This is a genomic window from Cupriavidus sp. C3SS-1 (assembly GCF_057073755.1).
The window spans coordinates 12,484-38,403 of sequence record NZ_CP172701.1 but is presented as its reverse complement, the minus strand read 5'-3'; the positions used below and the strand labels follow the sequence as shown (position 1 = coordinate 38,403).

Here is a 25,920-nt window from a genome sequence, read left to right as displayed (position 1 = left end):
CTACAATGCCGGCATGGCTTCCGATCCTGGGCCGGCGATCTCCGTCCTTCAACTTCGAATTTCTCTGCGCGGTCTAAGCCCGTCGGTTTGGCGACGCGTCCTCGTGCCCGAGTACTTGACGCTCGGGCAATTGCACAATGTCATCCAGGTCGTCATGGGCTGGGCCGACGAGCATCTGCACACGTTTAGCATTCGTGGCAGGCATTACGGCGAAGCTCATGAAGGCATCTTGCGGTTCTGCACAGTCGCAAACGAACTGCCGTTGACTGCGTTTCATCTCCACGAACACGAAGGCTTCGCCTACGTGTATGACTTTAACGCGTGGTGGCACCACGAGATACGCATGGAGCGGCGTATGCTGCGGAAACAGCCTGGCCAGTTGCCCCGTTGCGTAGCGGGTTGCGGGCCTTGCCCGCCCGAGGACATTGGCGGAATCGAGAGGTATCTGGAGGCCAGGGACGAACACAGTGAATATGAGTTCCTCGATTGGATCGAGTCGCTGCGCGAGCGGCCTATCGTGTTGGCAGAGCTACGCGACGAGGTCGGCACGTGGCTGACATGGCTGGATGTCGTTTTGACCGTCAGATCGTCAATGATCGGTTGCGAGGGTTCGAGGGGTAGACTGGTCGCCGCAGCTTCCACGGGAGGAGGGCGGCCATGCGTATCAGCTTGCAACTTGTCGTGCAGGACGATGGAGGCGTGCCAGCCACCGTTACCGAAATAGCCCAGTTCGAGAGAGACGGGCTTGATGTGGGCTCGCTGGGCCTGCATCTGGAGGAGGCGAAATCATTGCAGGGGCGTCTTCAGCGCACGATGGTCACGGCACAGGTTGCCGAAGCGGTTGCCCGGACCAGCGTTTGTCCCAATTGCGGGGCGCAGTTGGCTTGCAAGGGGCACCATCACTTGGTCTTTCGTAGCGCGTTCGGACGACTGTCGATTGACAGCCCCAGGCTGTACTCCTGCCGGCGGTGCCAGGGCGACGCACGTAGCTTCAGACCCGGTCGCCCGCTGTCTGCCTGAGCGTGTCAGTCCAGAACTTCAGTATCTCGAGGTCAAGTTTGCAGCGTTGATGTCGTATGGTCTGACCGTCGACGTCCTGCAGGAGGTATTGCCGCTCGATCATGTGCTGGCAGCCAGCTCGACCCGGCGCCAGGTCACCACGCTCGGTCGCCGGCTGGAGGCGGAACAGGCCATCGACGCCCGGCAGCAGGAAGAGGTGGCCGCGAGCGTCGGTTTGCCCGAGATCCCAGAGCCCAGTCCGATCCGCGCGGTCGGCATTGACGGCGGCTACCTCCGGCGGGCCGGCCACCGGCGGCGCCAGGACGGCTGGTTTGAAGTGATCGTCGGGAAGTCCCTGCGGGATCAGGATGGCGGGCATAGTTTTGCCTACGTGCACAAGCTGGAGCGCCGACCGGCCGATCGTATGTGGAACTTCCTGTTACGTGAAGGGGTGCAACCCAGTCAGCCGGTGACCTTTCTGTCGGACGGCGGGGATACCGTACGATTTGCCCAACGCGGCTTGGGTGACCGCGACGACTACGTCCTCGATTGCTTCCGACGTGGCGATGGGACGCCTGCCGCCCCAGCCGATCTCCCACGCCTTGTCGCTGCGTCACGAAGTGTTGTTCGACGAGTCCCTGTGCCTCGTCGGGGGCGCGCGCTACTGGGCGGCGCGGGTTCCATCGGGCACGCGGATCGATCCCGCGAGGCTGGCGGACGTCCCCTGGGTCCTGCCGGTTCCCGAGTCGCCCTCGCGGCCGGCCGTGGACAACTACATCCGGCGCCACGGCCATCCTATTCCCCGCGACGCGGTGGAATCGTCGTCGATCCTCGCCAACATCACGCTGCTGATGGAAACGTCACGCGTATGTCTGATGTCCCGCTCCACGGTACGCGAGTTCGTCGACGCGGGGCTGCTCTGCGTGCTGGACGACGAACCAGCCGGCAGTCTCGGCGCGGTGGGATTCTCCGTGCGTGCCGATAAGGAACTGAAGCCCGCCTGCCGCATGTTCATCGACTGCCTGCGCGAGGTGGCTGCGCTCTCGGCCGAGCGCGCCGGCGAGTAGATCCCGGGCCCCCCTTCGCGCCACGCCGGACCATCCCATGGCGCCCTCCCGTACTGACCCGCCTGGGTAGTGCGCGTCACTTCCGTCGCCGGAGCCGGCTCCGCCCGCGGCCGCCTTCACTTTCCTCCCCCTTCTCCCCATTCCAGTCTGTTATCGCTGTCCCCGATCTTTTCAGTTCTCCGCCAATTTGGCCGCTCATACACTGCCATACACCAATGGCGATGTCCGAATCGCCGAAGCCAGAGAGGAATCCATGAGAACCAGGAGACAGGCAGTGGAAGGATGGTGGGGGAGGCGAGGCGTGAAAGTGGGGGGAATTGCCGTGGTGGGCGTAGCGGCGGCCATTGCGCTGTCCGGCCAGGCCGGTGCCCAGGCGAAGTTTGACCGCAGCAAGACGGTGATTTTCGCCAACGGTGGCGTGGTGGCCACGCTCGATCCCATGCGTACCGACTACGCGCAGACCAGCTTCATCGCCAGCACGCTGTACGACACGCTCGTTACCTACGACGGGAGCGGCAAGCTGGTGGGACAGCTCGCGCAGACGTTCGCGCTGGGGGGCGATGCGAAGTCGGTCGATGTCATGCTGCGCCCCGGCATCGTATTTCATGACGGCAGCCCGGTCACGGCGCAGGACGTCGCCTATACGCTCGACCGGTTGAAGCGCCTCGGACTCGGCATCGCGTCGCAGATCGACGGGTACGACAAGGCCACCGTCCACGACGCGCGCAAGCTGACCATCCATCTGGCGCGCCCGGATTCCCTGTTCCTCGGCGCGTTGTCGAAGATCTACATCCTGGAAGCGAAGCTCGTGGCCGCAAACGCGGGCACGGACGACGCCCAGGGCTGGCTCCAGTCCCACGACGCCGGCAGCGGCCCTTATGTGTTCGCGGGGAGCCGCAATGCCGACATCGTGGTATCGCGCTTTCCGGGCTACTGGAGCAACGCGGAAGGGCGGCCCGAGCAGATCGTGTTCCGCCGGATCGACGAAGGCGCAACCCAGCGCGACGAGCTGCGCGCCGGCAACATCGACCTCGCCGTGCTCGGCATGGGCTACCGCGATGCGGCGCTGCTCGACAAGGAGGGGCGTGTGCGGGATGCCCGCCTCAGGCCCGAACTCCAGACGAATATCATCTTCAATTCGCGCACCGGTCCCACTGCGGACCCGCGCGTGCGCCGCGCGATCCGGCTGGCGTATGACTACCAGGGCGGCCTGTCGGCCATCAGGCAGGGCAACGGCGTCATTGCCAACGGCCCGCTGCCCGCGACCATGAACTGTCGCCCCGACCTGCCCGCCGCGCGTCGCGATCTTGCCGAGGCGAAGCGCCTGCTGGCGGAAGCCGGCGTGAAGGACCTCCAACTCACGATGCGCTTTCAGCCAACCGTCGAGGTGCAGCGGCTGGAGGCCACGCTGCTGCAGTCGAACCTGGCGGAGATCGGCGTGCAACTGAAGCTTGAGCCGATTTCCTTCGCGGCTTACCTCGCCAGCGTGGCGCGCTTCGACAGCATTCCCCAGATGATGCTGCTCGACGACTTTGCGCAGTTCCCTGACCCTGGCTCGATCCTGTTGCGCGGCTACCGCTCCGATGCAATGGGCACGAACCGCAGCGGCTACGCCAACCCGAAGGTCGATGCCCTGCTGGATGCCGCGAAGGCCTCGCCCAATCCGGCGCAACGCTGCGAACTGTATAAGCAGGTGCAGACCATCCTCGACAAGGAGTCCGTGATCATGCCCCTGTACACGGTGGGTCGTCCTGTCACGTACCGGCCGCAACAGATCCAGACCCCGGAAGTCAGCAAGGTGGTGTTCCCGCTGGCGCCCGCCGATCTGCGCCTGGCGAAGAAGTGATGCGTATGCTGCAATGGAAATGGATGCCGGGCGTGCTCTTCGTCGCGCGCCGCCTGGCGGTGACCGCGCTGACGCTGCTCGGCCTCGTCACGCTGGTGTTCGCGATGATCAAGGCGATACCGGGCGACGAGGCACTGGTGGCGGCCGGGCCGGAGGCCTCGCCGGCGCAGGTGGAAGCCGTGCGCCAGCGCATGGGGCTGGACGCGCCGCTCGTCGTGCAGTACGGCCGCTTCGTCGGACAGGTGCTGCACGGCGACCTCGGCACGTCGGTCAGCACGCTGCAGCCGGTGCTGGACGATGTGCTGAAGGTGTTCCCGAGCACGCTCGAACTGGTGGCCATCACGCTGCTGCTGAGCCTGTTGCTGGCGGTGCCGGCGGCCATGGCGGCGGCCACCTGGCGCGACGGCGCCTTCGACCGGGCCTGCCGGGTGGCGGCGGTGGCAGCCGGCGGCATGCCGACGTTCTGGCTTGCGCTACTCGCGCAATACGTGCTGGCGAGCCGCTGGGGCCTGCTGCCGATCTCCGGCCAGCAGAGCCTTGACTTCACCGTGCCAGCGCGCACGCAGATGCCGCTGGTCGACGCGCTGCTCGCCGGTGACCTGGCAGCTTTCGCCGACGCTGTGCGCCACATCGTGCTGCCGGCCTTGGCGCTGGCGGCATTCTTCGCGGCGCAGTTCTTCCGCACGCTGCGCGCCTCGCTGCTCGGGATCCTGGAAAGGGATTTCATCCTGCCCGTGCGCGCCAAGGGCGCCTCGTTCGCCCGCATCATGCTGCGGCACGCGCTACCCAACGCCATGGGCCCCACCATTACGCTCGTGGGCGTACTCCTCGGCATGATGATCGGCTCGTCAGTGCTAGTGGAAAGCGTGTTCGGGCGCCAGGGCGTGGGGGCATACCTGTCCAACGCGGTCGAGCAGAAAGACACCTATGCCGTGCTCGGCGCGGTGCTCTTCGTGGGGGCGGTGGTCTGCATCAGCAATGTGCTGGTCGACCTTCTACTGCTGGCGGTCGACCCGCGCATCCGCGCCGCACAACTTCACGGGAGCAAGCGATGAATCTTTCCATTGCACGCGGCGCGTTGCGCACAGCCCCATCCGCGTTTGATACCTGCGTCTATGCGATCGTCGGCTTGATGGTTGTGATGGCGATCGTGGGGCCGATGGTCGTGCCGGATACGGTCTACGTTTCCGATATCGGCAATGCCCTGATGCCGCCCGGCGCCGCACACTGGTTGGGTACGGACCCTTTTTCATCTTCCGTAAAGCACCACAAACATCGGTCCGCTGATGCTCGCATTCATGGCACATTTCGCACGCAAAGTGCGAATACTCCTTTGACCGGTGTATGGAAGTTCTGAGACGAAGCGGTCATTGCGTCAAATGAGGGGCGAAACAGGCCGCCGAGGAAAGGCTTGCCGGCCTGCCACAATCAGACTACCGTCTGTTCCGCCACTTTCAGGACATCAGCTGCTTCGATCTCAAGATGTCGAACTGTGCTTGCGACCCGGGGCCTTGGCGGTGGCGGGTGTGGAGCTCAATCGTTCGCCTCATCCCGAAAAGGTCAGGGGCCAGCCGGCGAGGACTTTCGTTTGCGGATACGCATAGCTTCGCACCTTTGACGTGCGCAGATCTAGGCGTACCAGAGACTCTGCCAGCGCTACCGCTGCCGCGACGCCATCCACCACGGGCACGCCAGTGCGTTCGCGGATCTCGATGTCAAGTCCGGCCATGCCGGCGCAGCCAAGGCATATGACCTCGGCGGCGTCCGTAGATATAGCAGTCGCGGCTTCCCGTGCGATGGCATCACGCGCGCTCTCGGCGTGCCGCTCCAGGTCTAGCACGGCGACAGCGGCCGCGCGAATTGACGCGCATCGGCTATCCAATCCCGCCAACCTCAGGCGATCCTCGATCATGGGCACGGCGCGATCAAGCGTCGTGATGACCGAGTACCGACGGCCCAGGAGCATCGCGACGCTTGCTGCGGCTTCAGTAATGTCCACGACCGGCACGCCAACAAGTTCCTGAAGTCCTTCGCGGCCATGCTCGCCAAAGCCGGCCTGTATGATTGCATCGTAAGGTCCGTCGTAGCGTAAAACGCGATCCATCACGGCCACTGCAGAAAGATAGCTCTCGAAATGGCTTTCCACTGACGCGGCCCCAAAGCACGGGGTCAAGCCGACAATCTGCGTGCCCGGCGAGGCGGCCGCGCGCGCCGTCGCAGCGATGCTTTCGGTTAAGGAGGCCGTCGTATTGACGTTGACAACTAGAATTCTCATGGGTTGCTTCCCGCTGTTGGACTATGTGTTCGCGCTGCTGGCCGGTCGGCCGCCTCCCTTCAGCAGGTCAGAAGACGAGGCGCATGCCGGTAGCCACGCCTAGTTGGTTCTTTCCCGGAGTGACTTGCAGCGAGCCGCCGTCAAGCGTATTGCCAGCAGGCAGGCTGCCGCCATTCAGGCCAGCGACCCCGAGCGACGAGCCGTGCCGATTGAGCGAGTAGCCGCCACTTAGATAGACAAACGTGCGCTTCGAGAATTTGTACTCGGCGCTCAGGACCATACCCAGGGGATCGGCGTTCGTGCCGCGGAAGTCCTGGTAATAGAGAGAGCCGGTCAGCTTCACGGCGGGAAGCACGTTCACCATGACGCCGGTCCACCAGAGGTTGCTGATGATCGATTGGCCGTTGAACCGCCCGTCATACCAGCGATAGCCGAGATAGGCACGTGCATTGGCGAAATCGTAGGTCGCGCCGACGGCGGCGCGCTGTTCGCGGTTGTCGGCGGTAGCGACGCTCGTGCCATACACGATGTCATAGGCCATGCCGGCCTGCCACGGTCCGCCTGCGTAATCGATGCCGGCCCCGACCTCGCGCCCAACCTTGCCCTGACCCGGAACTTCACCAGCGCCGTTGGCCGAGCCCTTGTAGCCGAAGCTGTAGAACGCACGGGCTGACAGCGGTCCAAACTGCTTTTCGTAGCGGATGGCATTGTCGGCACGCCCGGCGAACCAGCTGTCCTGCATGGTCAGGCCGTAGCGGGTGGCGATCACCATGGGATCGTAGGCTAGGGAGAAATCGAACAGCGTGTGTTGTTGCCGTCCGAGCGTGAGCTGGCCGAAGCGCGCGTCGTTCAGGCCGACCAGCGCCTTGCGACCAAAGAGTCGGCCGCCTTGCGCAAGCTGCCCGGTATCCGGCGTGAAGCCACTTTCGAGCACGAACAGCCCTTGCAGGCCGCCGCCAAGTTCCTCCGTGCCACGCAGGCCCCATCGCGGCCCACCAATATTTCCCGGTGCCAATTCGACGAGGCTGTTGCCGCTGCCGTTGACATGATTGGTATAGACGGGCCCGACGTCGATGACGCCATACAGCGTGACGGACGATGTCTGCGCAGCCGCGCTGAAGCTGAGACCGGCCGCTGCCAAGGCGGTCAGGATTTTTCGTTGCATGGGGTGGTTCTCCTCCGGATCCGGTGGTGGATCACATTTTTTAAAGCCACGAATAGTGATTGCTCTTGTTATATGCCGAGTATTGGTGAGCGATTTGTCCGATAAACGCTATTGATTGAATTGATAGAAGCCGGCGGCAGCCGCCAGCAGATTGGCGAACGGAATGGACCGGAATTCTCGCGAGAGTCTAGGTAACTGCTCACTTAAATGCTGCACCATATCGTGGCAGGGTTAACCTTGCCATGGCGTATTTCTTTCCCGCGGTGAAGCTATACTCGGGGTTGGAAAAAATATTAATTTCAGGGTGGTGCGCAGTGAAATTAAATGATCAGATGCAAAGGATTCAGGCACCGAATGGAAGGGCGATACGCAATCTTGACCTGGAATTGCTGCGCACGTTTATCGTCGTCGCCGATTGCGGCGGATTTACGCGCGCGGCGGAGCGGTTGTTCAAGACGCAATCAACGGTCAGCCAGCAGATCCAGCGGCTGGAAGGGAGCACCGGCCTGGCATTGCTCGACCGGAACAGCAGGCAGGTCACTCTGACGGAAGAAGGGGAAAGCCTGCTCGGCTATGCGAAGCGGATCCTCGATCTAAACGATGAGGTCTGCAATGCCTTGGGCGGCGGTCGTGCCGAAGGCGCGATCCGGCTCGGCGTCCCGGAAGACTTTGCCACGGAATCCTTGACGAGCCTGTTGGCCGAGTTCGTGCGCGACCATCCGCGGCTCCGGCTAGAGGTGACCTGCGATCTGAGCGCGCGGCTGCAGGCTGCTTACGACCAGCAGGAACTCGACATCGTCATCGTCAAGCAGCGGATCGGCAGCCGCAGCAGCACTTACGCGTGGCCGGAACGGCTGTGCTGGATTGACAGCCGCGCCTTTCCGGTACTGGAGCACGACCCCTTGCCGCTGGCCGTGTTTCCGCTGCGCGGCCTGTATCGCGACGAGATCCAATCGGCGCTCGACGCCTGTGGGCGGCGCTGGCGCGTCAGCTACAGCAGCACGAGCTTGGGTAGCCTCCAATCCGCAGTGGCTAATGGCCTCGGCATCAGTTTGCTGCCCGCTAGGGCGGTGGACCATCGGCATCGCGTACTTGGGCCAGATCACTGGCTGCCGCAGGTGAATACCATCGAGCTGGCGCTGCACTGCCGCCCGGATGCCGGCGGCGCGGTGCACCGGCTGGCGGAGCGGCTGGCGTCGCTCTGCCGCGTGGCCTAACGGATTCATCCGGGACGGGCCTGCTACAGCAGGGCTTTCTGAAATCGCGCAAGCCAAGCGTCGCCGTCGAAGCATCCCCCGATGGCGAGCAGGACCACCCGCGACGCCGGCACGCTCCCGGCCCAGTCGCCATCCGGGATGAGGCTCCAGCGTCCGCCCACGCGATGGAAGACCATGCGCCGGTCCGGCGCTTCGATGGTATGCAGGATTCCCTTGGCGCGCAGCACGTCGGGCGGCAGCGCAGCCAGCCATTGCCGCAGCGTCGACGTGCTTAGGGGCTGCGAAGCGGAAAACGACCACGTCCGCACGTTGGCAAGATGGCCGCGCTCACCGCCGTCGGCTTCGGCCACCCCAAGCGCGGCTCTCCCGGCACCGATGCCTAGCACCAACTCCGTGGCAACAGCCGCGTGCGAGGCCTCGACGATGCGTGCGTCGGGCATGAGGGTGTCGAGCCATCGCCGTTGGCAGTGCATGGTGGCGGCGTCAACGAGGTCGCGCTTGTTCAGCACGATAATGTCTGCCGCCGTCAACTGCCGCCGCACGACGTCGCCGACGTAGCGGTCCTCCGCATGGACGCGCACCAGTTCGGCGTCAGCCAGGGCGATCACGCCATCGAGCACGAAGGCATCGCCCGCCAGGCCGATCTGCGCGATGCTCCACGGGTCCGAGACGCCGCTGGCCTCGATGACGAGGTGATCCGGCGGATCGTCGGCCGCCTGCAGTGTGGCGAGCGTCCGCATGAGGCTGTCGCCCATGGTGCAGCAGATGCAGCCATTGGCCATATGGATCGCCTTCGCATCACGGGCGGCCATCAGGTCGGCATCGATGTGCAGGCTGCCGAAGTCGTTGACGATCACCGCCAGCCTGCGTCCCTGCGGCGCGCACAGCAGGCGATTGAGCAGCGTCGTCTTACCTGCACCGAGAAAGCCGCTCAGGATCGTGAGTGGAATCTTTTCGCGTTGCCGGACCGTCATGTCGCCTCCATGCGCGGCGACGCGAACACCTTGCCGCCGAGAACGGTGCCCCATACCCGCACATCCTTCAGCGCCATCGGATCCACGACCAGCGGATCGTCCTCCAGCACCGCAAAGTCCGCCAGCTTGCCGACCTCAATGCTGCCGATCTCGTGTTCGCGCCGCAATGCGTACGCCCCGCCGAGCGTGATGGTGCGCAATGCCTCTTCGACCGTCAGGCATTCGGCTTCGCCAAGCACCCGGCCCGCCAATGTGCGGCGGTTGACGGCGCACCACGCGCTGAACAGCGGCCCGATGGGCGTGATCGGCGCGTCGGAATGCATAGCGAGCCGGACGCCCATGCGCCGAGCGGTGCGCATGGCATTCATGCGGCGCGCACGGTCCGGTCCCAGCGTCGTGCCATGGTGGACCTCGCCCCAGTAGTAGAGATGGTTGATGAACAGGTTGGCGCCGACGCCGAGCGAGGCCATCCGCCGGAACTGGTTTGCGTCCGCCATCTGGCAATGCTGTAGCGTATGGCGATGGTCTGTACGCGGCTGCTCGGTCAACGCCCGCTCGATGGCGTCGAGCGCGACGTCGATGGCCTCGTCACCATTCGCATGGATATTCACCTGGCAGCCGGCACGATGATAGGCGGCCACCAGTTCCGCCACCTGTTGCGGCGCAGCCATCCAGACGCCGTTTGGTTTGCCGTTGAAGTAGCCAGGCCATCTTAGGCGGGCGGTGAAGCCTTGGATCGAACCGTCGACGGCAATCTTCACCGGGCCGAAATGCAGCTTGCCGGTGTTCTCGCCACGCCATCGCGCCAGCATAGCGATGCCGGCTTCCGCGGACTGGTAGCGCGCACCGAGCGCGGTGACGATGCGCAGCGGGAACGCCAGGTCAGCGGTGATGCGGCGCAGGTTCTCCACATTCTCGTCGGTAAACTCGGTCAGCATGTCGGCGGCCGTGGTCACGCCGGCAAGCTGGGCCACACGGCCGAAGTTCCAGATGCCGGCCGGACGGTGCGCCGCGGCAAAGTACGCGTTGCCGATCTTCTGGAACACCAGGAACATCGACGCGAAGGTTTGCAACTCTCCGGTTGGCATGCCGTCAGTGTCACGCGCGATGCCGTCGATGGGCGTGTTCCGATCTATCCCGGCAAGTGCGAGCATGGCCGTGTTGACGGTCATGACGATGCCGCTGGCATGCAGCACCGCGATGGGGCGCCGCATCGAGACCCGGTCGAGGTCGTGTCGCGACAGGCGAGGACCGGCGAGGAAGACCGGGTCGATGCCCCAGGCGAGCAGGGGCTCGTCGTCGGTCCGCAAGTCGCGCTCGGCGTCGCGCAGACGGGCAGCGACCGTAGCAGCGTCACGCAGGCCGATCCAGAGCCGGCCGTCGGGTCCGCGACGGTCATGGTAGCCCGCGTAGCAATAGTCCCAGATGCCGCCTTCCTGGATATGGCAGTGGGCTTCGACAAGCCCTGGCATCAGTACCTTGTCTGCGAAGCGGTCGTCGAAGGTGTGGTCGCCCCATCCCTGCAGGTCGGACAGTGTGCCGATGCCGAGGATGCGGCCGTCACGCACGGCAACGTGCGTGGCGTCGGGCTGGTGCGGGTTCATCGTGATGATCCGCCTGGCTCGGAAGATGATGGTGTCCGTCATGGCGTCAGGGGGGGGAAGAGGAAGCCGGCGCGTGGAGCCGTGCGTGGGGCGTGGAACCATCCGCGCCGACGAGGTGGCAGGCCACTTCGCGTTCCTGGCCGACGGGGCGCAGCACAGGACGTTCGGTGCGGCAGCGCGCCTCGGCAAACGGACAGCGCGGCGCGAAGCGGCAGCCCGGGGGCGGGTCGACTGGAGTGGGCGGATCGCCCTTGAGCCGTACGCGCTCGCCCGTCCTCACGCGGGCGGCCCCGAGCGTCGGGACTGCCGACATCAGCGCCCAGCTATAGGGATGGAGTGGATGGTCGAAGAACGCGTGGCGCGGCGCCTTCTCGACAATGCAGCCCATATACATCACGGCGATGTCGTCGCACATGTGTTCGACCACGGCCATGTCGTGGGAGATGAACAGGTAGGTCAGCCCCATATTGGCCTGCAGTTTTTGCAGCAAGTTGAGCGTCTGTGCGCGCACCGCCACGTCGAGCGCGGACACCGGCTCGTCGCAGACCACGAGGTCGGGACGTGTGGCGAGCGCGCGCGCGATGTTGACACGCTGCCGTTGTCCGCCCGAGAACTGGTGCGGGAAAAGTTGCTGCTGCTCTGGCCGAAGCCCGACGGCCCGGAACAGCTCTGCCACGCGGGCGTCGCGCTCCGCCGGGGTGCCGATTGCCATGAGGTCGAGCGGTGCGCGCACCGCGGCGCCCACGCGCAGTCGCGGGTTCAGCGAGGAGTAAGGGTCCTGAAAGACGATCTGCATATGGCGCCGCATCCGCCGCAGCTCGGCCCCTTCGAGGCCAGACACCTCCTTTCCACCCAGCTTCACAGAGCCAGAAGTGATGGGCGCCAGCCGCATGAGCGACAGCGCGGTTGTCGTCTTTCCGGACCCGCTTTCGCCAACCAGCGCGAGCGTGGAGCCCTTGCGCACTGTGAAGGAGACGCCGTCCACCGCGTGCACCACACCGGGACGGGCGAACACGCCCGCACGCCTGCGCTCGAAATGCACCTTGAGGTTCTTCACCGCGAGAAACTCATGTTCCGTATTCATGCTGCCATCTCCTCCGTGGCATGCAGCCAGCAGGCTGCCTGGTGACCGTCACCGACGGCGAACGCGGGCGGCACCTGTTCGGTGCAGCGGGGCTGCCGGTCCGGGCAGCGCGCGGCGAACGGACATCCCTGTCCAAGCTCCCAGATGGAGGGCACCATCCCCGGGATTTCGGGCAACGGCTCACGTGCGGCCAGTCGCTCGGGATCGAGCTTCGGGATGCAGGCGATCAAGCCGCGCGTATAGGGATGCATGGGACGCGCGAGGATGTCGGCCGTGGAGCCGGTCTCGACTGTGCGGCCGCCGTACATCACCACGACCCGGTCGGTGGCCTCGGCGATCACGCCCATGTCGTGGGTAATCAGCAGCATGGCGGTGCCAGTGCGGTCGCGGATGGTGCGAAGCAGGTCGAAGATCTGCGCCTGCACCGTGACGTCGAGCGCGGTGGTGGGTTCGTCCGCAATCAGCACGTCGGGGTCGCAGGCCAGCGCGAGCGCGATCATCACGCGCTGGCGCATGCCGCCCGACATCTGGTGTGGATACTCGTCGACGCGCTGCGCCGGCGCTGGGATGCCAACTGCCTGCAGCAGCTCGACGGTACGCGTGCGCGCCTCGGCGCGCGACATGCTCGCATGCAGCATGAGCGCTTCGGCAATCTGCTCGCCGGCAGTGAAGACCGGATTGAGCGAGGTCATCGGCTCCTGGAAGATCATCGAAATCCGGTTGCCGCGAATCTCCCGCATCCGGCGTGGCGAGGCCGCCGTCAATTCCTCGCCGCGAAAGCGGATGCTGCCTCCGGCGATGCGCCCCGGGGGCGATGGAATGAGTCCCATGATGGCAAGCGACGTCATGCTCTTGCCGCAGCCAGATTCGCCAACGATGCCAAGCGTCTCGCCCGGTGCGAGCGTGAAGCTCACATCGTTCAGGACGGTGGCCTTGCCGCGTCGCGTGGTGAATTCCACCTGCAGGCGCGAGACTTCGAGCACGTTCTGTTCACGCATCAGCGCTCCCTCAGTTTAGGGTTCAGGGCGTCATTCAGGCCGTCGCCGATCAGGCTAACGGAGAGGACGGTAACGAAGATCGCGATGCCGGGGAATGTGACCGGCCACCACGCATCGAGGATGTGATCGCGGCTGGCACCGATCATCAGGCCCCAGCTGATCGCATTGGGGTCGCCGAGGCCGAGGAAGTCCAGGCCGGCCGAAAAAAGGATGGCGACGTCGACGCTTAGCGTGGCGGAGACGATCAGCGGCGCGATGGCATTGGGCAGGATGACTGACCAGATGATGCGCTGGTTGCCGCCACCAATGGCGCGCTCCGCCGTCACGAACTCCATCCGCTTGAGCCGGAGAAATTCCCCGCGCGTTAGCCGCGCCACGCCGGGCCAGCTCACAGCGCCGATCGACAGCGCGATGGTCGTCATCGTCGGCGAGAACAGCGTGACTAGCACCATCGCGAACAGCAGCGCCGGCAGGACCTGGAAGAACTCGGTGATGCGCATCAGCACTTCGTCGAACGTGCCGCCGTAGTAGCCGGCATAGGCACCGACGGAAATGCCGATGCACACGCTAAGCAGCGCCGCCGTCACGCCTACGGCGAGCGTGGCGCGTCCGCCGTAGAGGATGCCGACGAAGATGTCGCGCCCGAGATAGTCGCTGCCGAGCCAGAGCCCTTCCTGCACGCCGGGCGGGGTGAGCGGCGCGCTGACGATGGCGAAGGGGTCGGCATCGCAGAGCACCGGCCCCAGCAGCGCGACCAGCACGATCACGGCAAGGCAGAGCATGCCCACGATAGCGGATGGATTACGCAGGAACATGCCGACTGCCTCGGCGGCGGGATGCCGGTTCGGCGCGGGCTGAACGGCTGGTGCAGGGGCGGCGGCGAGGGCGGCCCGGGAAGATGTGGTCTTCATGATTGTCATGGTCATCCCTTGATGCGCGGATCGGCGAACCGGTAGCAGACTTCGGTGAACTGGTTGGCGATTACGACCATGCACGCGGACAGGAACAGGATGCCGAGGATGGTCGGGGTATCGCGGCGCAGGATCGAGTCGAAGGCGAGGCGGCCGAGACCGGGCCAGTTGAAGACCGTCTCTACTAGGATCGCACCGGCGAACAGGTTGCCGAAGTGCAGGCCGGTGATCGTGATGATGGGAAGCAGCGCGTTGCGCAGCGCATGCCGGTGGAACACTTTGCGTTCACTCAGTCCCTTAGCGCGCGCGGTCCGGATGTAGTCGGCACCCAGCACTTCGAGCATGCTGGCACGCGCCATCCGGCTGTACTGTGCGAGGTAGATGATCCCGAGCGTCAGCGCTGGCAGCACAAGGTGATGCAGAACGTCCGCGACGCGACCGACGGTACCTTCGGCCGGCACCGCCGACTCCATGCCGGATGTCGGAAATATGGGAACCACCGAGGCGAGTAGGATCACGAGCATGATGCCGGTCCAGAACACTGGCGCGGCATATCCGATCAGTGAGATCACGTTGATGCATTGGCTCAGCAAACCGTTGGGGCGGCGCGACGCCAAGACGCCCAGCAGCGTCCCCACGGTCACCGAAAACACCAGGGCGCTGATGACCAGCAGCAGCGTTGCAGGCACGCGCTGGAGGATCAGGTCGATCACGGGCAGATTGAAGTAGTACGAATAGCCGAGGTCGCCGCCCGCAAAGCGCCCCAGATAACGGGCAAGCTGGTGCGGCAGACTCAGGTCGAGGCCGTAGGCGTGCCGCAATTCTGTGCGCAACGTCTCGGTCATGCCGCCCATGGCGCCGGCCAGGGTCTCGACGGGGTCGCCGGGAGCAAAGTGGATCAGCAGGAAATTCATCACAATGACCGCGAGGATCAGGATCATTGCGTAGAGACTCCGCTGCAAAGCGAATTTCACGAAGTTCATGGCGGGATCGAATAAAAATTGGCGGATTGCCGAGCGGGATGGACGGCCTCCGCCAGCCGCCGGCAGGAGACGGTGCCGGCGGCAGGAACTGGAGGGGGAACTGGTGCGGTGTTAGCGCGCCGGCGTATCCCAGTAGGCCTGGTCGAGGGGCGCAAGCATGCCCCAGATGGTCGTGGGCGGATTACGCAGCTTCTTGCTGTACGCTGTGTGGTAGGGGATCACGCTGATCCATGCCACCGGCACGTCGTCGGTCACGATCTTCTGGAAGGCCGCGTAGTCGGCCTTGCGCTTGCCGGGGTCCATCTCACTGGCCGCGTTTATTAGCAATTCGTCGACGGCCGGATTGCTATAGGACTGCGTGTTGGACCAGACGATATTGCGGATGTTGGAAGTGAGGTACGTGCGGTGTACGCCGATCACAGGGTCGCCCCAGTTGAAGACGGCGTCCATTGTCATGTCGAAATCGTGCGACGCGATGCGCTTGGTCCAGGTCGCAAGATCTGGAGACGCACGAACCTCGACGACGATACCCACTTTCTTCAGTTGCGACTTCAGGTACTCGGCCACGTTCTTCTGGCTTTCGTTTGCGCCGGGCGGGTAGTCGACCGTGACGGTGAAGCGCGTGCCCAAGGCGTCGCGCTTCAGGCCTGCCGCATCAAGTAGAGATTCCGCCTTCTTCAGGTCCACGTCGTACGTATGGACATCGGCCGAGTAGAACGGGCTGCCGGGAATGATGGGGCCGGTGGCGGGTTTCGACAGCCCGCCCTGCAGCGCATTCGAGATGAATTTTCGGTCGATGGCGTAGGAGATGGCCTGCCGGACCGACTTGTCGCCGAGCGGCTTGCGCTTGAGATTGAAGGCGAGCCAGCTCAACGGCCCGATGCCCTCATAGCCGCGCGCCGTGACGCTGAGGGACGGATTCTTTGCCAGCCGCTGGATATCGCGCGTGTTCTCGAGGAATCCGATCATCTGCACGTCGCCGCGGTCGGCGGCGATCATGACATTGGAGACGTCCGGATTGTTGCTGTAGACGATGCGGTCGAGGCGCGGACGGCCGGCGAGGAAGAACCGGTCATAGCGTTCCAGCACAACCGACTGGCCGGGCTTGAACTCAACGAGCCTGTACGGGCCGCTGCCTACCACGCCGACCGAATTGGCGGGATGGGTCTTGATATCCTTGCCGTCCCCATAGACGTGTTTCGGAATGATAGGAACGAGGGCGGGCGTGGACAGCACCAGCGGCAGCGCCGGGTGCGGGCGACTCAGGCGAATGACGGCGGTATAGGGGTCGGGCGTGTCGACGCGCGTGACCGGCGCGAGCATCGCCTGGAACGGGTGATTTTCCTTGATCGTCATCAGCGAGAAGGCCACGTCCGCCGAAGTGATCGGCTTGCCGTCGTGGAACGTGGCGTTCTTCACCAGGCGCAGCGTCATCGACAGGCCATCCTTCGACACGGACCAGCTTTCGGCAAGGTAAGGCTGCAGATTCCAGTTGTCATCGGCGCGCAGCAGGCTGGCGAAGAGCTGGCTGCCCGGCGCCCCGGTGGCCGAGCCTGACTGCACCGCCGGATTGAGGTTGCGGGGCGCTTGGAAGGTGGCGATGGTGAGCGTGCCGCCCTTCTGAGCGTCCGGCGCTGCCTGCGACTGCGCACCGGCATGACCGGCGAGCAGCGTGGCCGCCGCGAGCGTGACGGCTGGCAAGTTTCGCAGGTGTTGTGCGACACCTCTTGCAATGGTCTCCAACATGTCTTGTCTCCTCCGTGGGTCTTTGTATGTGCCGACAAGCGCTTGTGCGCGAGGCGGTGAAGCAAAGGTTAGTGGCGGGCGTCCTGCTTCAGAAATTAAATAGTGCGATGCTGGGGATTCGATCCGTGAATGGCATCGGTCATGGGACGCCGTGCGGCGAAGCGATGGCACCCGCCTCGTCAGGTTAGAGTGCCGCGCGCGGGCGAGCGTAGGGCCAGAGGAGAGGATTCGCTGGCGCCAGAGGACGCGCGCGCCAGTCCCGCGCGACGCAGGCCCGGACACGGCGTCAGGATGAACGCCTGTCCGGGTTGCGCTTTCCGTTCCCGCTTGCTGGAAGAAGGGGAGCACGTAGCCGCCGTGTCACTGGCGGTCGCTTATTGTCGGTCCGCTGCGATCGATACGGGCGCAAGTGAATGCGAGCCGCATGGCTCGCGCATGGCGCGACGATAGCCGGTCGGCGCGAAACGATACGTCATCGCGATCAACAGTGTTACGTTGAGCGCGAGCACCACCCACGCTGCGCCGAATCCACCGGTGAGCTCGCGAATCCATCCGGTTGCGAAGGGAGACACAGCCGCGATCATGAAGCCCGCGCCCTGCACGAAAGCGCCGAACTGCCCGGCGCTTTCGGGATCGTCGAGGTGGTCGAGCGTCAGGATCAGGCTCAGCGCGAAGGTGCCGCCAAGGCCGAGCCCGACGGCACCGGCCCAGGCAAGGGCGCCGCGCATCGGACTTGCGATCAGTCCCACGATGCCGGCCAGCATCAGCAACATGCCTGCGGTCAGCCATCGTCGCCGGTCGGGACTGCGGCGGCCCAGCCAGGGCAGCGCGAGTGCGGCCACGACCTGGCAGGCGGTCATGCAGGCGAGCAGGGCGCCGCTGGCCTGCGCGTCTCGCCCTTGCTGCACGTAGAACTCCGGCAGCCACGCTACCATGCTTGCATAGACGCTGTTGATCATGCCGAAGTACAGGGCCAGCGCCCAGGCGCGCGGCCGGCGCACGAAGCCGCGCGGCGGCGCCGGTGAAGGCGTAGCCACAGCAGCGCGCGGCCACGCGGCCTCGATCCTGCCAGGGCGCGCGACGTGCCACCACAGCACAAGTCCGGCCGCGGCGATCCCGCTCCAGATGCCGAGCCCGGCGTGCCAGTCGTGCAGCCGATGCGCGACCCACGGGCTGATCGCCGCACCCAGCCCGCCGCCGCCCATGATCGCGGCCGAATAGAAGCCCATGACAGTGGGCGTGCGCGCGGCGTAGTGCTGCTTGATCACTCCAGGCATCAGTGCCTGGATGACGGCAATGCCGCAGCCTGCCACTGCCGCGGTGGCAATGAGCCACCCCGCATCTGTCACGTAACCTCGCATCGCGCAGGCGAGGCCGACGGCTAGCAGGCCTGCTGCAATGCCGTGCCGCTCGCCGAGCCGCCTCCCGAGCATCGGCCCCGCGAGCAACGCGAAGCCACCCATCGTCAGCACTGGGAGCACCGTCAGCATCGAGGCGAGCTGGTAGCTCATGCCGGTGGCATCGCGGATTGCGGTGAGGAGAGGGCCGACGGACGTCAGGGCAGGCCGCAGCGTAAGGCCGACCAGCAGTATGGCTGGCAGCAGGTGGGGCGGCGTGCGCTGGGGCGTGGAGCGGGACGCACCGGGCGTTCGTTTCGGCGTGACGGGCGCGCTCACACGAGTATGCCGTCGCGCCCGACGACGCGGCCAGCCGCTACGACGAGTCGCCGCACGGGCCGTGCGACCACGGCTTCTGCAACCGTCTCCGCATTCACCAGCACGAGGTCCGCGCGGTCACCCGGGCTTAGGCCGTAGCGTTCGAAGCCGCATGCTGCGGCTGCCGCATGTGTCACGCAGTCGAGCGCGACGGCGATCTCGTCGTCGCGCCGGAAGTTGTTGCGCAGGCCGATCAGCATCGCGCGCTCCAGCATGTCGGGCAACCCATAGGGCGTCCAGGTATCGCGGATGCCGTCGTTGCCGCCGACGATGCGCACGCCTGCCGTGCGGCACGCCGCTACCGATGGCACAGGGCGCGACGCCGGCGCAGTGGTGACGATGACCACGTCGAGATCGGTGATGCGACGCAGCAGCGCGTCGCGCTCGCGCTCATCGATGTCGCCGAGGCAGAACGCGTGGCTGACCGTGACCCTGCCGCGCATCCCCAGCGCGGCGGTGCGGTCGAGAATCAGGCCAAGCGAGTACGCCCCCATGCTGCCCGGCTCGTGCAGATGGATGTCGAGCGGACAATTCCGGCGCTGGGCCAGATCGAACAGCGTGTCGAGAGCGCGCACGGGGTCGCCTTCGATGGCGCAGGGATCGAGGCCGCCGAGGATGCCGGCGCCACAGCGCAGTGCTTCGTCCAGCAATGCTTCCGTGCCGGGCCGCCCAAGCACGCCGGATTGCGGGAAGGCAACAATCTGCATCTCCATCTGCGCGGCCAGAGTATCGCGCGTGTCGAGCACACCGTACAGGTGGCGAAGGCCGGCATCGGTGTCGATGTCGACATGGGTACGGAGCCGCGTGGTGCCCGCCGCGAGAAAGGCGCGGGCCAGCACCAGCGACTGTGTACGGGCGTCGTGGCCCGTGGCCGCGCGCCATCGCCGCTCGTTGTCGATGCGGTCGGTCAGGTTGGGGCCGACTTCGTTGCGATACCAGGGCATGCCCCAGAGCGTCTTGTCGAGGTGCGTATGCGTTTCGACCAGGCCGGGCAGTGCCAGCGCGCCACCCCCGTCCTCGATCATGCAACCGGGCGGCGCTTCGAGGCCGGCGCCGATGCGCACGAATGCGCCGTTGCCCATCAGGATATCGACCAAGTCGCCAGCGGCGAGCCGGACATTGCGAACCAGCAGATCACTCATTGTTTTTCTCAGGAATGGATCAGGACGAAAGCGCCTGTGCCGCGGGCACCGTCTGCCGGTTGCGTGTAAGCGTGCCGACCGAGATGAATATGGCAAGATTGACCGCCAGCGCCACCAGCCCGGGGTTGAGGGACTGGACAGCGAGGGGCCATCCGGGCAGCCACGTCGCGAGACCCTTGCCCGACAGCGTGATGGCGCCAAGCACGGTGCCACCGGCAAAGATGCCCGCGAAGGCCGCGTACTTGTTGCCAAACCGGCGCGGCAGCAGGCTAAAGAAAAACGACGGAAAAAGCTGCGTCAGCAGGCTCGATGCGAACAGCGCCAGCGCCACGAACGTCGCGCCGCCGCGGAGCACGAAGTAGACCGCGAGCAGCCCGAACAGCGGCAGCACGCTCTTTGCGATCAGCGTAATCTGCCGTTCCGTTGCGTGTGGCGCAAAGCCCTGCTGGTAGACGTTCTTGGCAATCAGGGTGGAGGCGCTCAGCAGGATCGTCGAACCCGGCACCAGCGCGGTCAGGATGCCCGCGCCGCCGATCACACCGATGAACCACGGATCGAAGGTCTGCTTGGCGAGGCGCAGGAGGGCCAGGTCCGAATCGGCGCCCTCCAGCCCCGGCACCTTGAGGATGGCTGCGAAGCCAACCAGAAACATGAAGGCGATGACGAGCTGATAGAGGGGCATGACCACCGCATTCCGGCGCACCGCCTTCGCACTTGTCGCCGAATAGACTGAGATGAAGACGTGCGGATACAGGAAGTATCCGAGCATGGTCAGCAGGATGGTGGAGTTGTACCAGGACAGGTTCAGCCCTTCCGTCGGCATCTGCAGAAAACCGGGTCGTGCGGCCTCGATTGCCTGGAACATTGCGCCGTAGCCGCCGTAGTAGTGCAGTGGCAGGTAGACGCCCAGGAAGACCGCCAGCGAGACAATCAGGATGTCCTTGAAGATTGCGATGCTGGCTGAGCCGTGGATGCCCGAGACCAGGATGTAGCAGATCATCGCCAGCGCGCCGCCGCAGACCGCCACCGGTTCGGAAATAGAACCGTACGACGCCTCGGAGACGATGATGCCCAAGCCGCGAAGCTGGATGATCAGCAGCGACGCCATGCCGAGCACGGCTACAAACGAGACCAGCACGCCAAGCGCTCGGCTGTCGTATTGCTTGGCAAAATAATCGGAAAAGGACACCAGCTTGTGCGCCGTGGCATAGCGCCACACGGCGGGGAGGATCCAATAGCCGAGCAAGTAAGCCATGCAGCCGTAGGCGAGGATATAGAAGACCGGCGGCCCCTTGCTGTAGGCCCAGCCACTCGCGCCGAGGAAGATCGTGGTCGAGAACGACTCGCCGGCCATCAGCAGGAAAACGAGCACGGTGCCAAAGCCGCGTCCGCCGACCGACCATTGCTCTAGATTCATGGTGCGGCCCCCCTTGGCGCGGATGCCGACGAAGAGGGCGAAGCCGAGGAAGAAGGCGATGACAAGAAGTGCGCTGTTCATACCTGCTCCTCGCGGGATGCGTCATGACTGCTGTGACTGCTGCCGTCATAGCGGAACATCGCGGCCATGATGACGGAAGTCAGCACAGCCCACGCGCCATTCCAGAACAGCAGAAAGGGCATGCCGAACACTAGCGCATGAACGTGTTCGGCAATCAAGGCCCCACTGTAGATAGCGGCCAGGGGCAGGACCGCAAGGAAATAGATGGGTTTCACGGTGTCTCCTCCTCCGTGGATGGTTTTGGTGTGGTCAACCAATATTAGAGTATTTGGTTAACCATCGTGGTTGGTGATAACCCTTGCTGTTGGGTAACCATGGGTCCGGCGCGTGTCGCGCATGGCTTACAATGGCTCCGCACTGGCCACCACCTCAGCACCGTTTTATGTCTACGTCGATCAACCGTCACACGGACACCACCGCTTCGCCGGGCGAACCCGGTGGCGAACTGTTCGCCGAATCCGGCGTCGAAGCGCGGGTTCATGCGGCCATCTGTGCCGCGCTGCTGGCCGGCAAGCTGAGACCGGGAATGCCCCTGCGCGAGCGCAACCTCGCGGAAGCGTTTGGCTGCACGCGCGGCGCGGTGCGCAAGGTGCTGGCGCGCTTGGGAGCGGAAGGCAAGCTCGACCTTGAGCCGAACCGCGGCGCTTTTGTGCCACGCCCGTCGGTCGCAGACATCCGCCAGGTCTACAGCGCCCGGCGCGTTGTCGAGGCAGGCATCGTCGCCACGCTGTGCGGGAGGTTGTCGGGGGAACAGGTGGCGCGGCTGACTCAGCACGTCGAGGCGGAAGAGGCGGCGTTCCACGGACACCAGCGCGAGGCGTCTGTCCGTCTCGCCGGAGGCTTCCACGCGCTGCTCACGGAGATGGTCGGCAGCGCCGATCTGCTCGGCTTCGTGCAGCGGCTGATTGCGAAGACCGAGTTGTACAAGGCGCTGTATGATCCGGCCGAATTCATCGAATGTGCGCCGACCGAACACCGCGAACTGGTCGCGGCGCTGCAGACTGACCGGGTGCATGCCACCATCGCCAAGATCACCGCGCACCTCGACGATATAGAGGCTCGCGTAGTGCAGCAGGCCATGCGGGCTGAGGAAGTGCCCGACGTCAAGGCGATCTTTGCCGCGGGCATCGGGCAGTCCTGACGCACTGAAGCTGCGGCTTAGCGGCCGGGAGAAGGCACGGCAACGAGTCGCAACCGCCCCTCGGGCTGGATCTCCCCGCGTCTGACGATTGCACGTTCCGCCGGCGCGGCGGCCACCGCCGCGGCGCCGTTCGGGGCCCTGACCACGACGAACGTCGCCTCGTTGCCTTCCTCCAGCGCGTAGCCGGACACACCCACGACTTCTGCGCTGGCCTGCGTTGCCATGTGAAGGGCCACGTGCAGGGCCTCATCGCTGTGAAAGCCCGAGCGATAGCCCACTAGCATGGCCCGTTGCAGCATGTCGCCATTGCCGTAGGGCCACCACGCATCCTGGATATTGTCGTTGCCTGTGAACACGCGCACGCCGGCTTCGCGCAGGCGCAGAACTGGCGGGAAGACTCGGTCGCCCGGCGCGTTTGTCATGATCGACACCCCCGCATCGGCCAGTGCCGCCGCCACCTCGTCAACCACGCCGGGCGCGACATCGCCCAGCGCATACGCATGGCTCACCGCAACGCGACCGTGCATGCCCAACGCCCGCGTGCGGGCTGCGATGCGAAGCAACTGCTCGATTCCTTGGTGATGCGGCTCGTGCAGGTGGATATCGACCTTGACTCCATGCCGCTCGGCGATTCCGAACACGATATCGAGCTGCCCATCTGCGTCGCCGTCGAGGGTGGTCGGGTCGATGCCGCCGATCACGTCGGCGCCTTCCTTCACGGCGGCCTCGAGCACCTCCACCGTGCCCGGACACGACACCACGCCGGCCTGCGGAAAAGCGACCAGTTCAATTTCGACCACGCCGCGCCATCGCTCCCGGGTATCCAAGACCGCATGCAGGTTGGCCAGGCCAGTGGTGGCGTCTACGTCGACATGGCTGCGCATGGCGATGGTGCCGAACGACACTGCCTGCCGGATCAACGCATCGGCGCGCTCACCGAGCGGGCGCGCTGCGGCAATCGCACGCTTTTCGATGGCCAGCCTCGCGCGCAGGCTCGACGCCGGCTCGTGCGGATGCCAGCGGTCGCCGAAAAAACTCTTGTCCAGATGGATGTGGCCGTCGACAAAGCCCGGCAATACCAGATGTCCCGCGAGATCGACGACCTCGGCGCCGATAGTGGACGGGACGGACGCGCCGACGCTGGTGAAGCGTCCCTTGCGAACGGCGAGATGGATAGGGCGGCCGTCGGTCGAGACGGCATTGAGGAAGACGCGGTCGTTCATGGGGCCTCGGTGGTAGTAACTCTGCACCGTCGCCTGCTCGTGGTGTACGAGCACATGGCGGACGTTGCGGACAGACCGCCCAACGATATTGGAGAAGCGCCTGCGGAGGCCAATTATGTGTGTGAATACTTTGCATCGTTTTCGCAGATGCAGGACTTTACCGACGCGGTTTGAAAGTTCAACCGACGCGCCTCATTCAAACGGCTAAGGGGAGGGCCCCCCCTCAAAGGATCATGCGGTCTAGATAGGATGCAAAGGGCTTTCGCGTCGACCTGTCGTACCGGAGAAATTGGCAAAACGAAGGCTGATGGCCGGACCGCTGCTGAGAGGCCGATGGCGCACCTGCAATGCGCGCATGGCTTCGAACCTTCGGCGCGCGATCTCCGACCTTCAACGAAAATTGCTCTATGCGGCGTAGCCCTGGTTTGGCGACGCGTCCTCGTTGCCGAACACGTGAGGCCTTGGAGCAGACGAACATCTGCACACGCCCAGCATTTATGGTAGGCGTTATGGCGAAGCGCGGCTGAACAAGGCGGGCATGGACACTGCAGCAACTCGGGATCAATATCCAGGGAGGACCAGGCCGCACGCCGGATGCTTGGCGTGACAATACCGCGGGAAGCGACCATGAACCGACGTAATTGGCGGTCGGATTTGCGCCCCGCCCTTATGGCGCTATGCCTCACAGCACAGGTGCTGGCTCAGGGGGGCCTGCGGCGCGTTTCGAAGTGGGGCGTGCTCATGAAATGAGCAAGTGTGTCCGGGTCGGCAGCAGCCCGTTCGGGCTGTTCGTGCTACTGGTCGCTTGACCTGCATCAACCTTGAGCATTGACCATGTGCCAATGTTAATGAGATTTGGAGGGGGCGGAGCCGGCAATGAAAAAAATCCAGTTGAGCAAAGTCAAGGACGCCATGCCAATAGAATTCGCTGCGGATGTTTCAGGGACGCATTTTCGCTCGCGGGCGGAGCGTCGCGCGTTGGGAAAAACTCTGCGGGAAAATTGTTCGCGCGATTTGCACGGAACGTGGAAACGCTCAGCCGACCGTGCCAATCCTATCCGTCTGGTCCAGCAAGCCGACGAAGGACGCCTGCCGGAGTTGGTTCCCCTTCGACACGGGCGCATGGTGCGCTCGCCATTCACGTTTTATCGAGGTGCGGCGTTGAATATGGCGAATGATCTCGCCTCTCTGCCGTCCCCCGGAATACACGTGCAATGTTGCGGCGACGCACACCTCATGAATTTTGGCGGCTTTGCGACTGCGGAGCGCAACATCATTTTTGCAATCAACGATCTTGATGAAACGCTGCCTGCGCCGTGGGACTGGGATCTGAAGCGTCTTGCGGCCAGCTTCACGATTGCCTGCCGCGACAACGGGCTGAGCGACGCCGTCGCAAAGGATGCCGTTCTCACCTGTGTACGCTCATACCGCGAGAACATGGCGACATTCAGCGAAATGAAATCGCTGGAACTCTGGTACCACGCGATCGAGGCAGAAGCGCTGATCGCGTCAATCGACGACCCGGCGCTTCGCCACCGCGTCATCCGGAGAGTGGAAAGAGAACGTGCACGCAGCATGGCAGAAGACCTGTTCCCGAAGCTCGCTTCCGGAACAGGCGACTCAGCGGTCATCAGGGATGAACGCCCCACCATTTTTCATCCACAAGGCCAAATACCTGGAACGCTCGAGTCTGCTCTCAGAAAGGCCTTCGGTGGATACCGGGAAAGCCTGACGCCAGCCCAGCGCGTCCTCGTTAATCGGTACGAGGTCGTGGATGCCGCAATCAAGGTGGTGGGAGTGGGAAGCGTCGGGACCCGCTGCTGGGTCGTGTTGCTGATGGACGGCGCAGGCGACCCGCTCTTTCTCCAGGTCAAGGAAGCGCGCGCCTCGGTGTTGGAAGCCTATGCAGGTAAGAGCGTCTATGGCCATCATGGACAACGTGTCGTCAACGGCTATCGGCTGATGCAGCCCGCAAGCGATATGTTTCTCGGCTGGACCAAGGGGGAGCTAGGTTACGACTACTACCTGCGCCAGTTGCGCGACATCAAGATCAAGCCCGCTGTCGAGACCTTTGGCAAGGTTGAAATGATGGGCTTCTCCGACTGGTGCGGACAGTCCCTCGCGCTCTCACATGCGCGTTCCGGTGATCCGTCCCTCATCGCCGGATATCTGGGCAAGAGCGACGAGTTCGACAAGGCGATCGCCACGTTCTCGCTTCTGTACGCTGACCAGAACGAGGCCGATCATGCCAGGTTTAAAGAGGCGATCCGCAGCGGCACGCTCACCGCGGAATTCGACCCGCCTGAATGATATTGCTTGAAGTGCACGATGG

22 protein-coding genes and 1 pseudogene are annotated in these 25,920 nt (G+C 64.5%); 9 read left to right on the top strand and 14 right to left on the bottom strand.

The genetic code is table 11. The features are described 5' to 3' along the window. The first annotated feature begins 13 nt into the window (after nt 1-13). The 6 genes and pseudogenes from ACIGJC_RS28645 to ACIGJC_RS28620 all read left to right on the top strand — a co-directional run bounded on the left by ACIGJC_RS28645 (nt 14) and on the right by ACIGJC_RS28620 (nt 5,269). A complete protein-coding gene (locus ACIGJC_RS28645) occupies nt 14-724 on the top strand; it encodes a plasmid pRiA4b ORF-3 family protein (RefSeq protein ID WP_483714887.1) in 711 nt (236 codons plus the stop codon). Continuing rightward, nucleotides 658-1,555: pseudogene (locus ACIGJC_RS28640) on the top strand (ISKra4-like element ISBte1 family transposase); the annotation flags it as partial. The gene ACIGJC_RS28645 and the pseudogene ACIGJC_RS28640, both read left to right, overlap by 67 nt. Nucleotides 1,556-1,565: 10 nt before the next feature. Next, entirely contained in the window at nt 1,566-2,066 is a 501-nt protein-coding gene (locus tag ACIGJC_RS28635) for a LysR substrate-binding domain-containing protein (RefSeq protein WP_483715184.1), read from the top strand. A 301-nt stretch (nt 2,067-2,367) separates the two neighbouring features. Next, nucleotides 2,368-3,912, top strand: a complete 1,545-nt coding sequence (locus tag ACIGJC_RS28630) for an ABC transporter substrate-binding protein (RefSeq protein ID WP_483714885.1) — start codon at nt 2,368-2,370, stop codon at nt 3,910-3,912. Next, nucleotides 3,912-4,967 carry an ABC transporter permease gene (locus ACIGJC_RS28625; RefSeq protein WP_483714883.1) on the top strand — a complete coding sequence of 352 codons (1,056 nt, stop codon included), beginning with the start codon at nt 3,912-3,914 and terminating at the stop codon, nt 4,965-4,967. Before ACIGJC_RS28630 ends, ACIGJC_RS28625 begins: the two co-directional genes overlap by 1 nt. Further along, a complete protein-coding gene (locus ACIGJC_RS28620; RefSeq protein WP_483714882.1) occupies nt 4,964-5,269 on the top strand; it encodes a hypothetical protein in 306 nt (101 codons plus the stop codon). The genes ACIGJC_RS28625 and ACIGJC_RS28620 overlap by 4 nt, the downstream gene beginning before the upstream one ends. 189 nt (nt 5,270-5,458) lie before the next feature. Here the strand turns inward: ACIGJC_RS28620 and ACIGJC_RS28615 are convergent, their stop codons facing one another. Further along, nucleotides 5,459-6,187: an aspartate/glutamate racemase family protein gene (locus tag ACIGJC_RS28615; protein ID WP_483714881.1), complete on the bottom strand. Its 729-nt coding sequence runs from the start codon at nt 6,185-6,187 to the stop codon at nt 5,459-5,461. Between the two features lie 67 nt (nt 6,188-6,254). Further along, nucleotides 6,255-7,352, bottom strand: a complete 1,098-nt coding sequence (locus ACIGJC_RS28610) for a porin (RefSeq protein ID WP_483714880.1) — start codon at nt 7,350-7,352, stop codon at nt 6,255-6,257. A gap of 332 nt (nt 7,353-7,684) precedes the next feature. Between ACIGJC_RS28610 and ACIGJC_RS28605 the strand changes: the two genes are divergently transcribed. Then, nucleotides 7,685-8,569 carry a LysR substrate-binding domain-containing protein gene (locus tag ACIGJC_RS28605; RefSeq protein WP_483715182.1) on the top strand — a complete coding sequence of 295 codons (885 nt, stop codon included), beginning with the start codon at nt 7,685-7,687 and terminating at the stop codon, nt 8,567-8,569. 23 nt (nt 8,570-8,592) lie between these two features. Here ACIGJC_RS28605 and ACIGJC_RS28600 read toward each other — a convergent pair whose 3' ends face one another. From ACIGJC_RS28600 to ACIGJC_RS28550, 11 genes are all read right to left on the bottom strand, one after another. Then, on the bottom strand, nt 8,593-9,543 hold the full coding sequence (locus tag ACIGJC_RS28600) for a CobW family GTP-binding protein (protein WP_483714879.1): 951 nt from the start codon (nt 9,541-9,543) through the stop codon (nt 8,593-8,595). Next, nucleotides 9,540-11,189, bottom strand: coding sequence for an amidohydrolase (locus ACIGJC_RS28595; RefSeq protein WP_483714878.1), 1,650 nt, complete (start codon nt 11,187-11,189; stop codon nt 9,540-9,542). Before ACIGJC_RS28595 ends, ACIGJC_RS28600 begins: the two co-directional genes overlap by 4 nt. Nucleotides 11,190-11,193: 4 nt before the next feature. Then, nucleotides 11,194-12,231, bottom strand: a complete 1,038-nt coding sequence (locus ACIGJC_RS28590; RefSeq protein WP_483714877.1) for an ABC transporter ATP-binding protein — start codon at nt 12,229-12,231, stop codon at nt 11,194-11,196. Further along, entirely contained in the window at nt 12,228-13,229 is a 1,002-nt protein-coding gene (locus ACIGJC_RS28585; RefSeq protein ID WP_483714876.1) for an ABC transporter ATP-binding protein, read from the bottom strand. The genes ACIGJC_RS28590 and ACIGJC_RS28585 overlap by 4 nt, the downstream gene beginning before the upstream one ends. Continuing rightward, a complete protein-coding gene (locus ACIGJC_RS28580) occupies nt 13,229-14,149 on the bottom strand; it encodes an ABC transporter permease (RefSeq protein WP_483714875.1) in 921 nt (306 codons plus the stop codon). Before ACIGJC_RS28580 ends, ACIGJC_RS28585 begins: the two co-directional genes overlap by 1 nt. A 2-nt stretch (nt 14,150-14,151) precedes the next feature. After that, nucleotides 14,152-15,123 carry an ABC transporter permease gene (locus ACIGJC_RS28575; protein ID WP_483714874.1) on the bottom strand — a complete coding sequence of 324 codons (972 nt, stop codon included), beginning with the start codon at nt 15,121-15,123 and terminating at the stop codon, nt 14,152-14,154. Nucleotides 15,124-15,234: 111 nt separating this feature from the next. Further along, on the bottom strand, nt 15,235-16,869 hold the full coding sequence (locus ACIGJC_RS28570) for an ABC transporter substrate-binding protein (protein ID WP_483714872.1): 1,635 nt from the start codon (nt 16,867-16,869) through the stop codon (nt 15,235-15,237). Between the two features lie 374 nt (nt 16,870-17,243). Continuing rightward, complete coding sequence (locus tag ACIGJC_RS28565) at nt 17,244-18,545, bottom strand: cyanate transporter (protein WP_483714870.1); 1,302 nt, start codon at nt 18,543-18,545, stop codon at nt 17,244-17,246. Continuing rightward, the gene (locus tag ACIGJC_RS28560; protein WP_483714869.1) at nt 18,542-19,726 is read right to left on the bottom strand and encodes an amidohydrolase family protein; all 1,185 of its coding nucleotides are present in this window, start codon (nt 19,724-19,726) and stop codon (nt 18,542-18,544) included. The genes ACIGJC_RS28565 and ACIGJC_RS28560 overlap by 4 nt, the downstream gene beginning before the upstream one ends. Nucleotides 19,727-19,745: 19 nt before the next feature. After that, the gene (locus ACIGJC_RS28555) at nt 19,746-21,224 is read right to left on the bottom strand and encodes a sodium:solute symporter family protein (RefSeq protein ID WP_483714868.1); all 1,479 of its coding nucleotides are present in this window, start codon (nt 21,222-21,224) and stop codon (nt 19,746-19,748) included. Next, the gene (locus tag ACIGJC_RS28550) at nt 21,221-21,439 is read right to left on the bottom strand and encodes a DUF3311 domain-containing protein (protein WP_483714866.1); all 219 of its coding nucleotides are present in this window, start codon (nt 21,437-21,439) and stop codon (nt 21,221-21,223) included. The genes ACIGJC_RS28555 and ACIGJC_RS28550 overlap by 4 nt, the downstream gene beginning before the upstream one ends. A gap of 167 nt (nt 21,440-21,606) precedes the next feature. Here ACIGJC_RS28550 and ACIGJC_RS28545 point away from each other — a divergent pair, with 167 nt between their 5' ends. Beyond that, on the top strand, nt 21,607-22,365 hold the full coding sequence (locus ACIGJC_RS28545) for a GntR family transcriptional regulator (protein ID WP_483714865.1): 759 nt from the start codon (nt 21,607-21,609) through the stop codon (nt 22,363-22,365). 17 nt (nt 22,366-22,382) lie between these two features. On the opposite strand, the gene ACIGJC_RS28540 is transcribed toward ACIGJC_RS28545, so the two are convergent. Beyond that, entirely contained in the window at nt 22,383-23,588 is a 1,206-nt protein-coding gene (locus tag ACIGJC_RS28540) for an amidohydrolase family protein (RefSeq protein WP_483714864.1), read from the bottom strand. 876 nt (nt 23,589-24,464) lie between these two features. Here ACIGJC_RS28540 and ACIGJC_RS28535 point away from each other — a divergent pair. Then, a complete protein-coding gene (locus ACIGJC_RS28535) occupies nt 24,465-25,898 on the top strand; it encodes a DUF2252 domain-containing protein (protein WP_483714863.1) in 1,434 nt (477 codons plus the stop codon). Nucleotides 25,899-25,920 lie beyond the last annotated feature (22 nt).

Excerpts from the sequence above, each read along its gene's own strand:
- ACIGJC_RS28570 (WP_483714872.1), bottom strand. The coding sequence starts at position 16,869 with ATGTTGGAGACCATTGCAAGAGGTGTCGCACAACACCTGCGAAACTTG.
- ACIGJC_RS28600 (WP_483714879.1), bottom strand. The coding sequence starts at position 9,543 with ATGACGGTCCGGCAACGCGAAAAGATTCCACTCACGATCCTGAGCGGC.
- ACIGJC_RS28575 (WP_483714874.1), bottom strand. The coding sequence starts at position 15,123 with ATGAACTTCGTGAAATTCGCTTTGCAGCGGAGTCTCTACGCAATGATC.
- ACIGJC_RS28535 (WP_483714863.1), top strand. The coding sequence starts at position 24,465 with ATGAAAAAAATCCAGTTGAGCAAAGTCAAGGACGCCATGCCAATAGAA.
- ACIGJC_RS28590 (WP_483714877.1), bottom strand. The coding sequence starts at position 12,231 with ATGAATACGGAACATGAGTTTCTCGCGGTGAAGAACCTCAAGGTGCAT.
- ACIGJC_RS28610 (WP_483714880.1), bottom strand. The coding sequence starts at position 7,352 with ATGCAACGAAAAATCCTGACCGCCTTGGCAGCGGCCGGTCTCAGCTTC.
- ACIGJC_RS28605 (WP_483715182.1), top strand. The coding sequence starts at position 7,685 with ATGCAAAGGATTCAGGCACCGAATGGAAGGGCGATACGCAATCTTGAC.
- ACIGJC_RS28645 (WP_483714887.1), top strand. The coding sequence starts at position 14 with ATGGCTTCCGATCCTGGGCCGGCGATCTCCGTCCTTCAACTTCGAATT.
- ACIGJC_RS28635 (WP_483715184.1), top strand. The coding sequence starts at position 1,566 with ATGGGACGCCTGCCGCCCCAGCCGATCTCCCACGCCTTGTCGCTGCGT.
- ACIGJC_RS28615 (WP_483714881.1), bottom strand. The coding sequence starts at position 6,187 with ATGAGAATTCTAGTTGTCAACGTCAATACGACGGCCTCCTTAACCGAA.
- ACIGJC_RS28625 (WP_483714883.1), top strand. The coding sequence starts at position 3,912 with ATGCGTATGCTGCAATGGAAATGGATGCCGGGCGTGCTCTTCGTCGCG.
- ACIGJC_RS28560 (WP_483714869.1), bottom strand. The coding sequence starts at position 19,726 with ATGAGTGATCTGCTGGTTCGCAATGTCCGGCTCGCCGCTGGCGACTTG.
- ACIGJC_RS28595 (WP_483714878.1), bottom strand. The coding sequence starts at position 11,189 with ATGACGGACACCATCATCTTCCGAGCCAGGCGGATCATCACGATGAAC.
- ACIGJC_RS28620 (WP_483714882.1), top strand. The coding sequence starts at position 4,964 with ATGAATCTTTCCATTGCACGCGGCGCGTTGCGCACAGCCCCATCCGCG.
- ACIGJC_RS28585 (WP_483714876.1), bottom strand. The coding sequence starts at position 13,229 with ATGCGTGAACAGAACGTGCTCGAAGTCTCGCGCCTGCAGGTGGAATTC.
- ACIGJC_RS28540 (WP_483714864.1), bottom strand. The coding sequence starts at position 23,588 with ATGAACGACCGCGTCTTCCTCAATGCCGTCTCGACCGACGGCCGCCCT.
- ACIGJC_RS28545 (WP_483714865.1), top strand. The coding sequence starts at position 21,607 with ATGTCTACGTCGATCAACCGTCACACGGACACCACCGCTTCGCCGGGC.
- ACIGJC_RS28555 (WP_483714868.1), bottom strand. The coding sequence starts at position 21,224 with ATGAACAGCGCACTTCTTGTCATCGCCTTCTTCCTCGGCTTCGCCCTC.
- ACIGJC_RS28580 (WP_483714875.1), bottom strand. The coding sequence starts at position 14,149 with ATGACAATCATGAAGACCACATCTTCCCGGGCCGCCCTCGCCGCCGCC.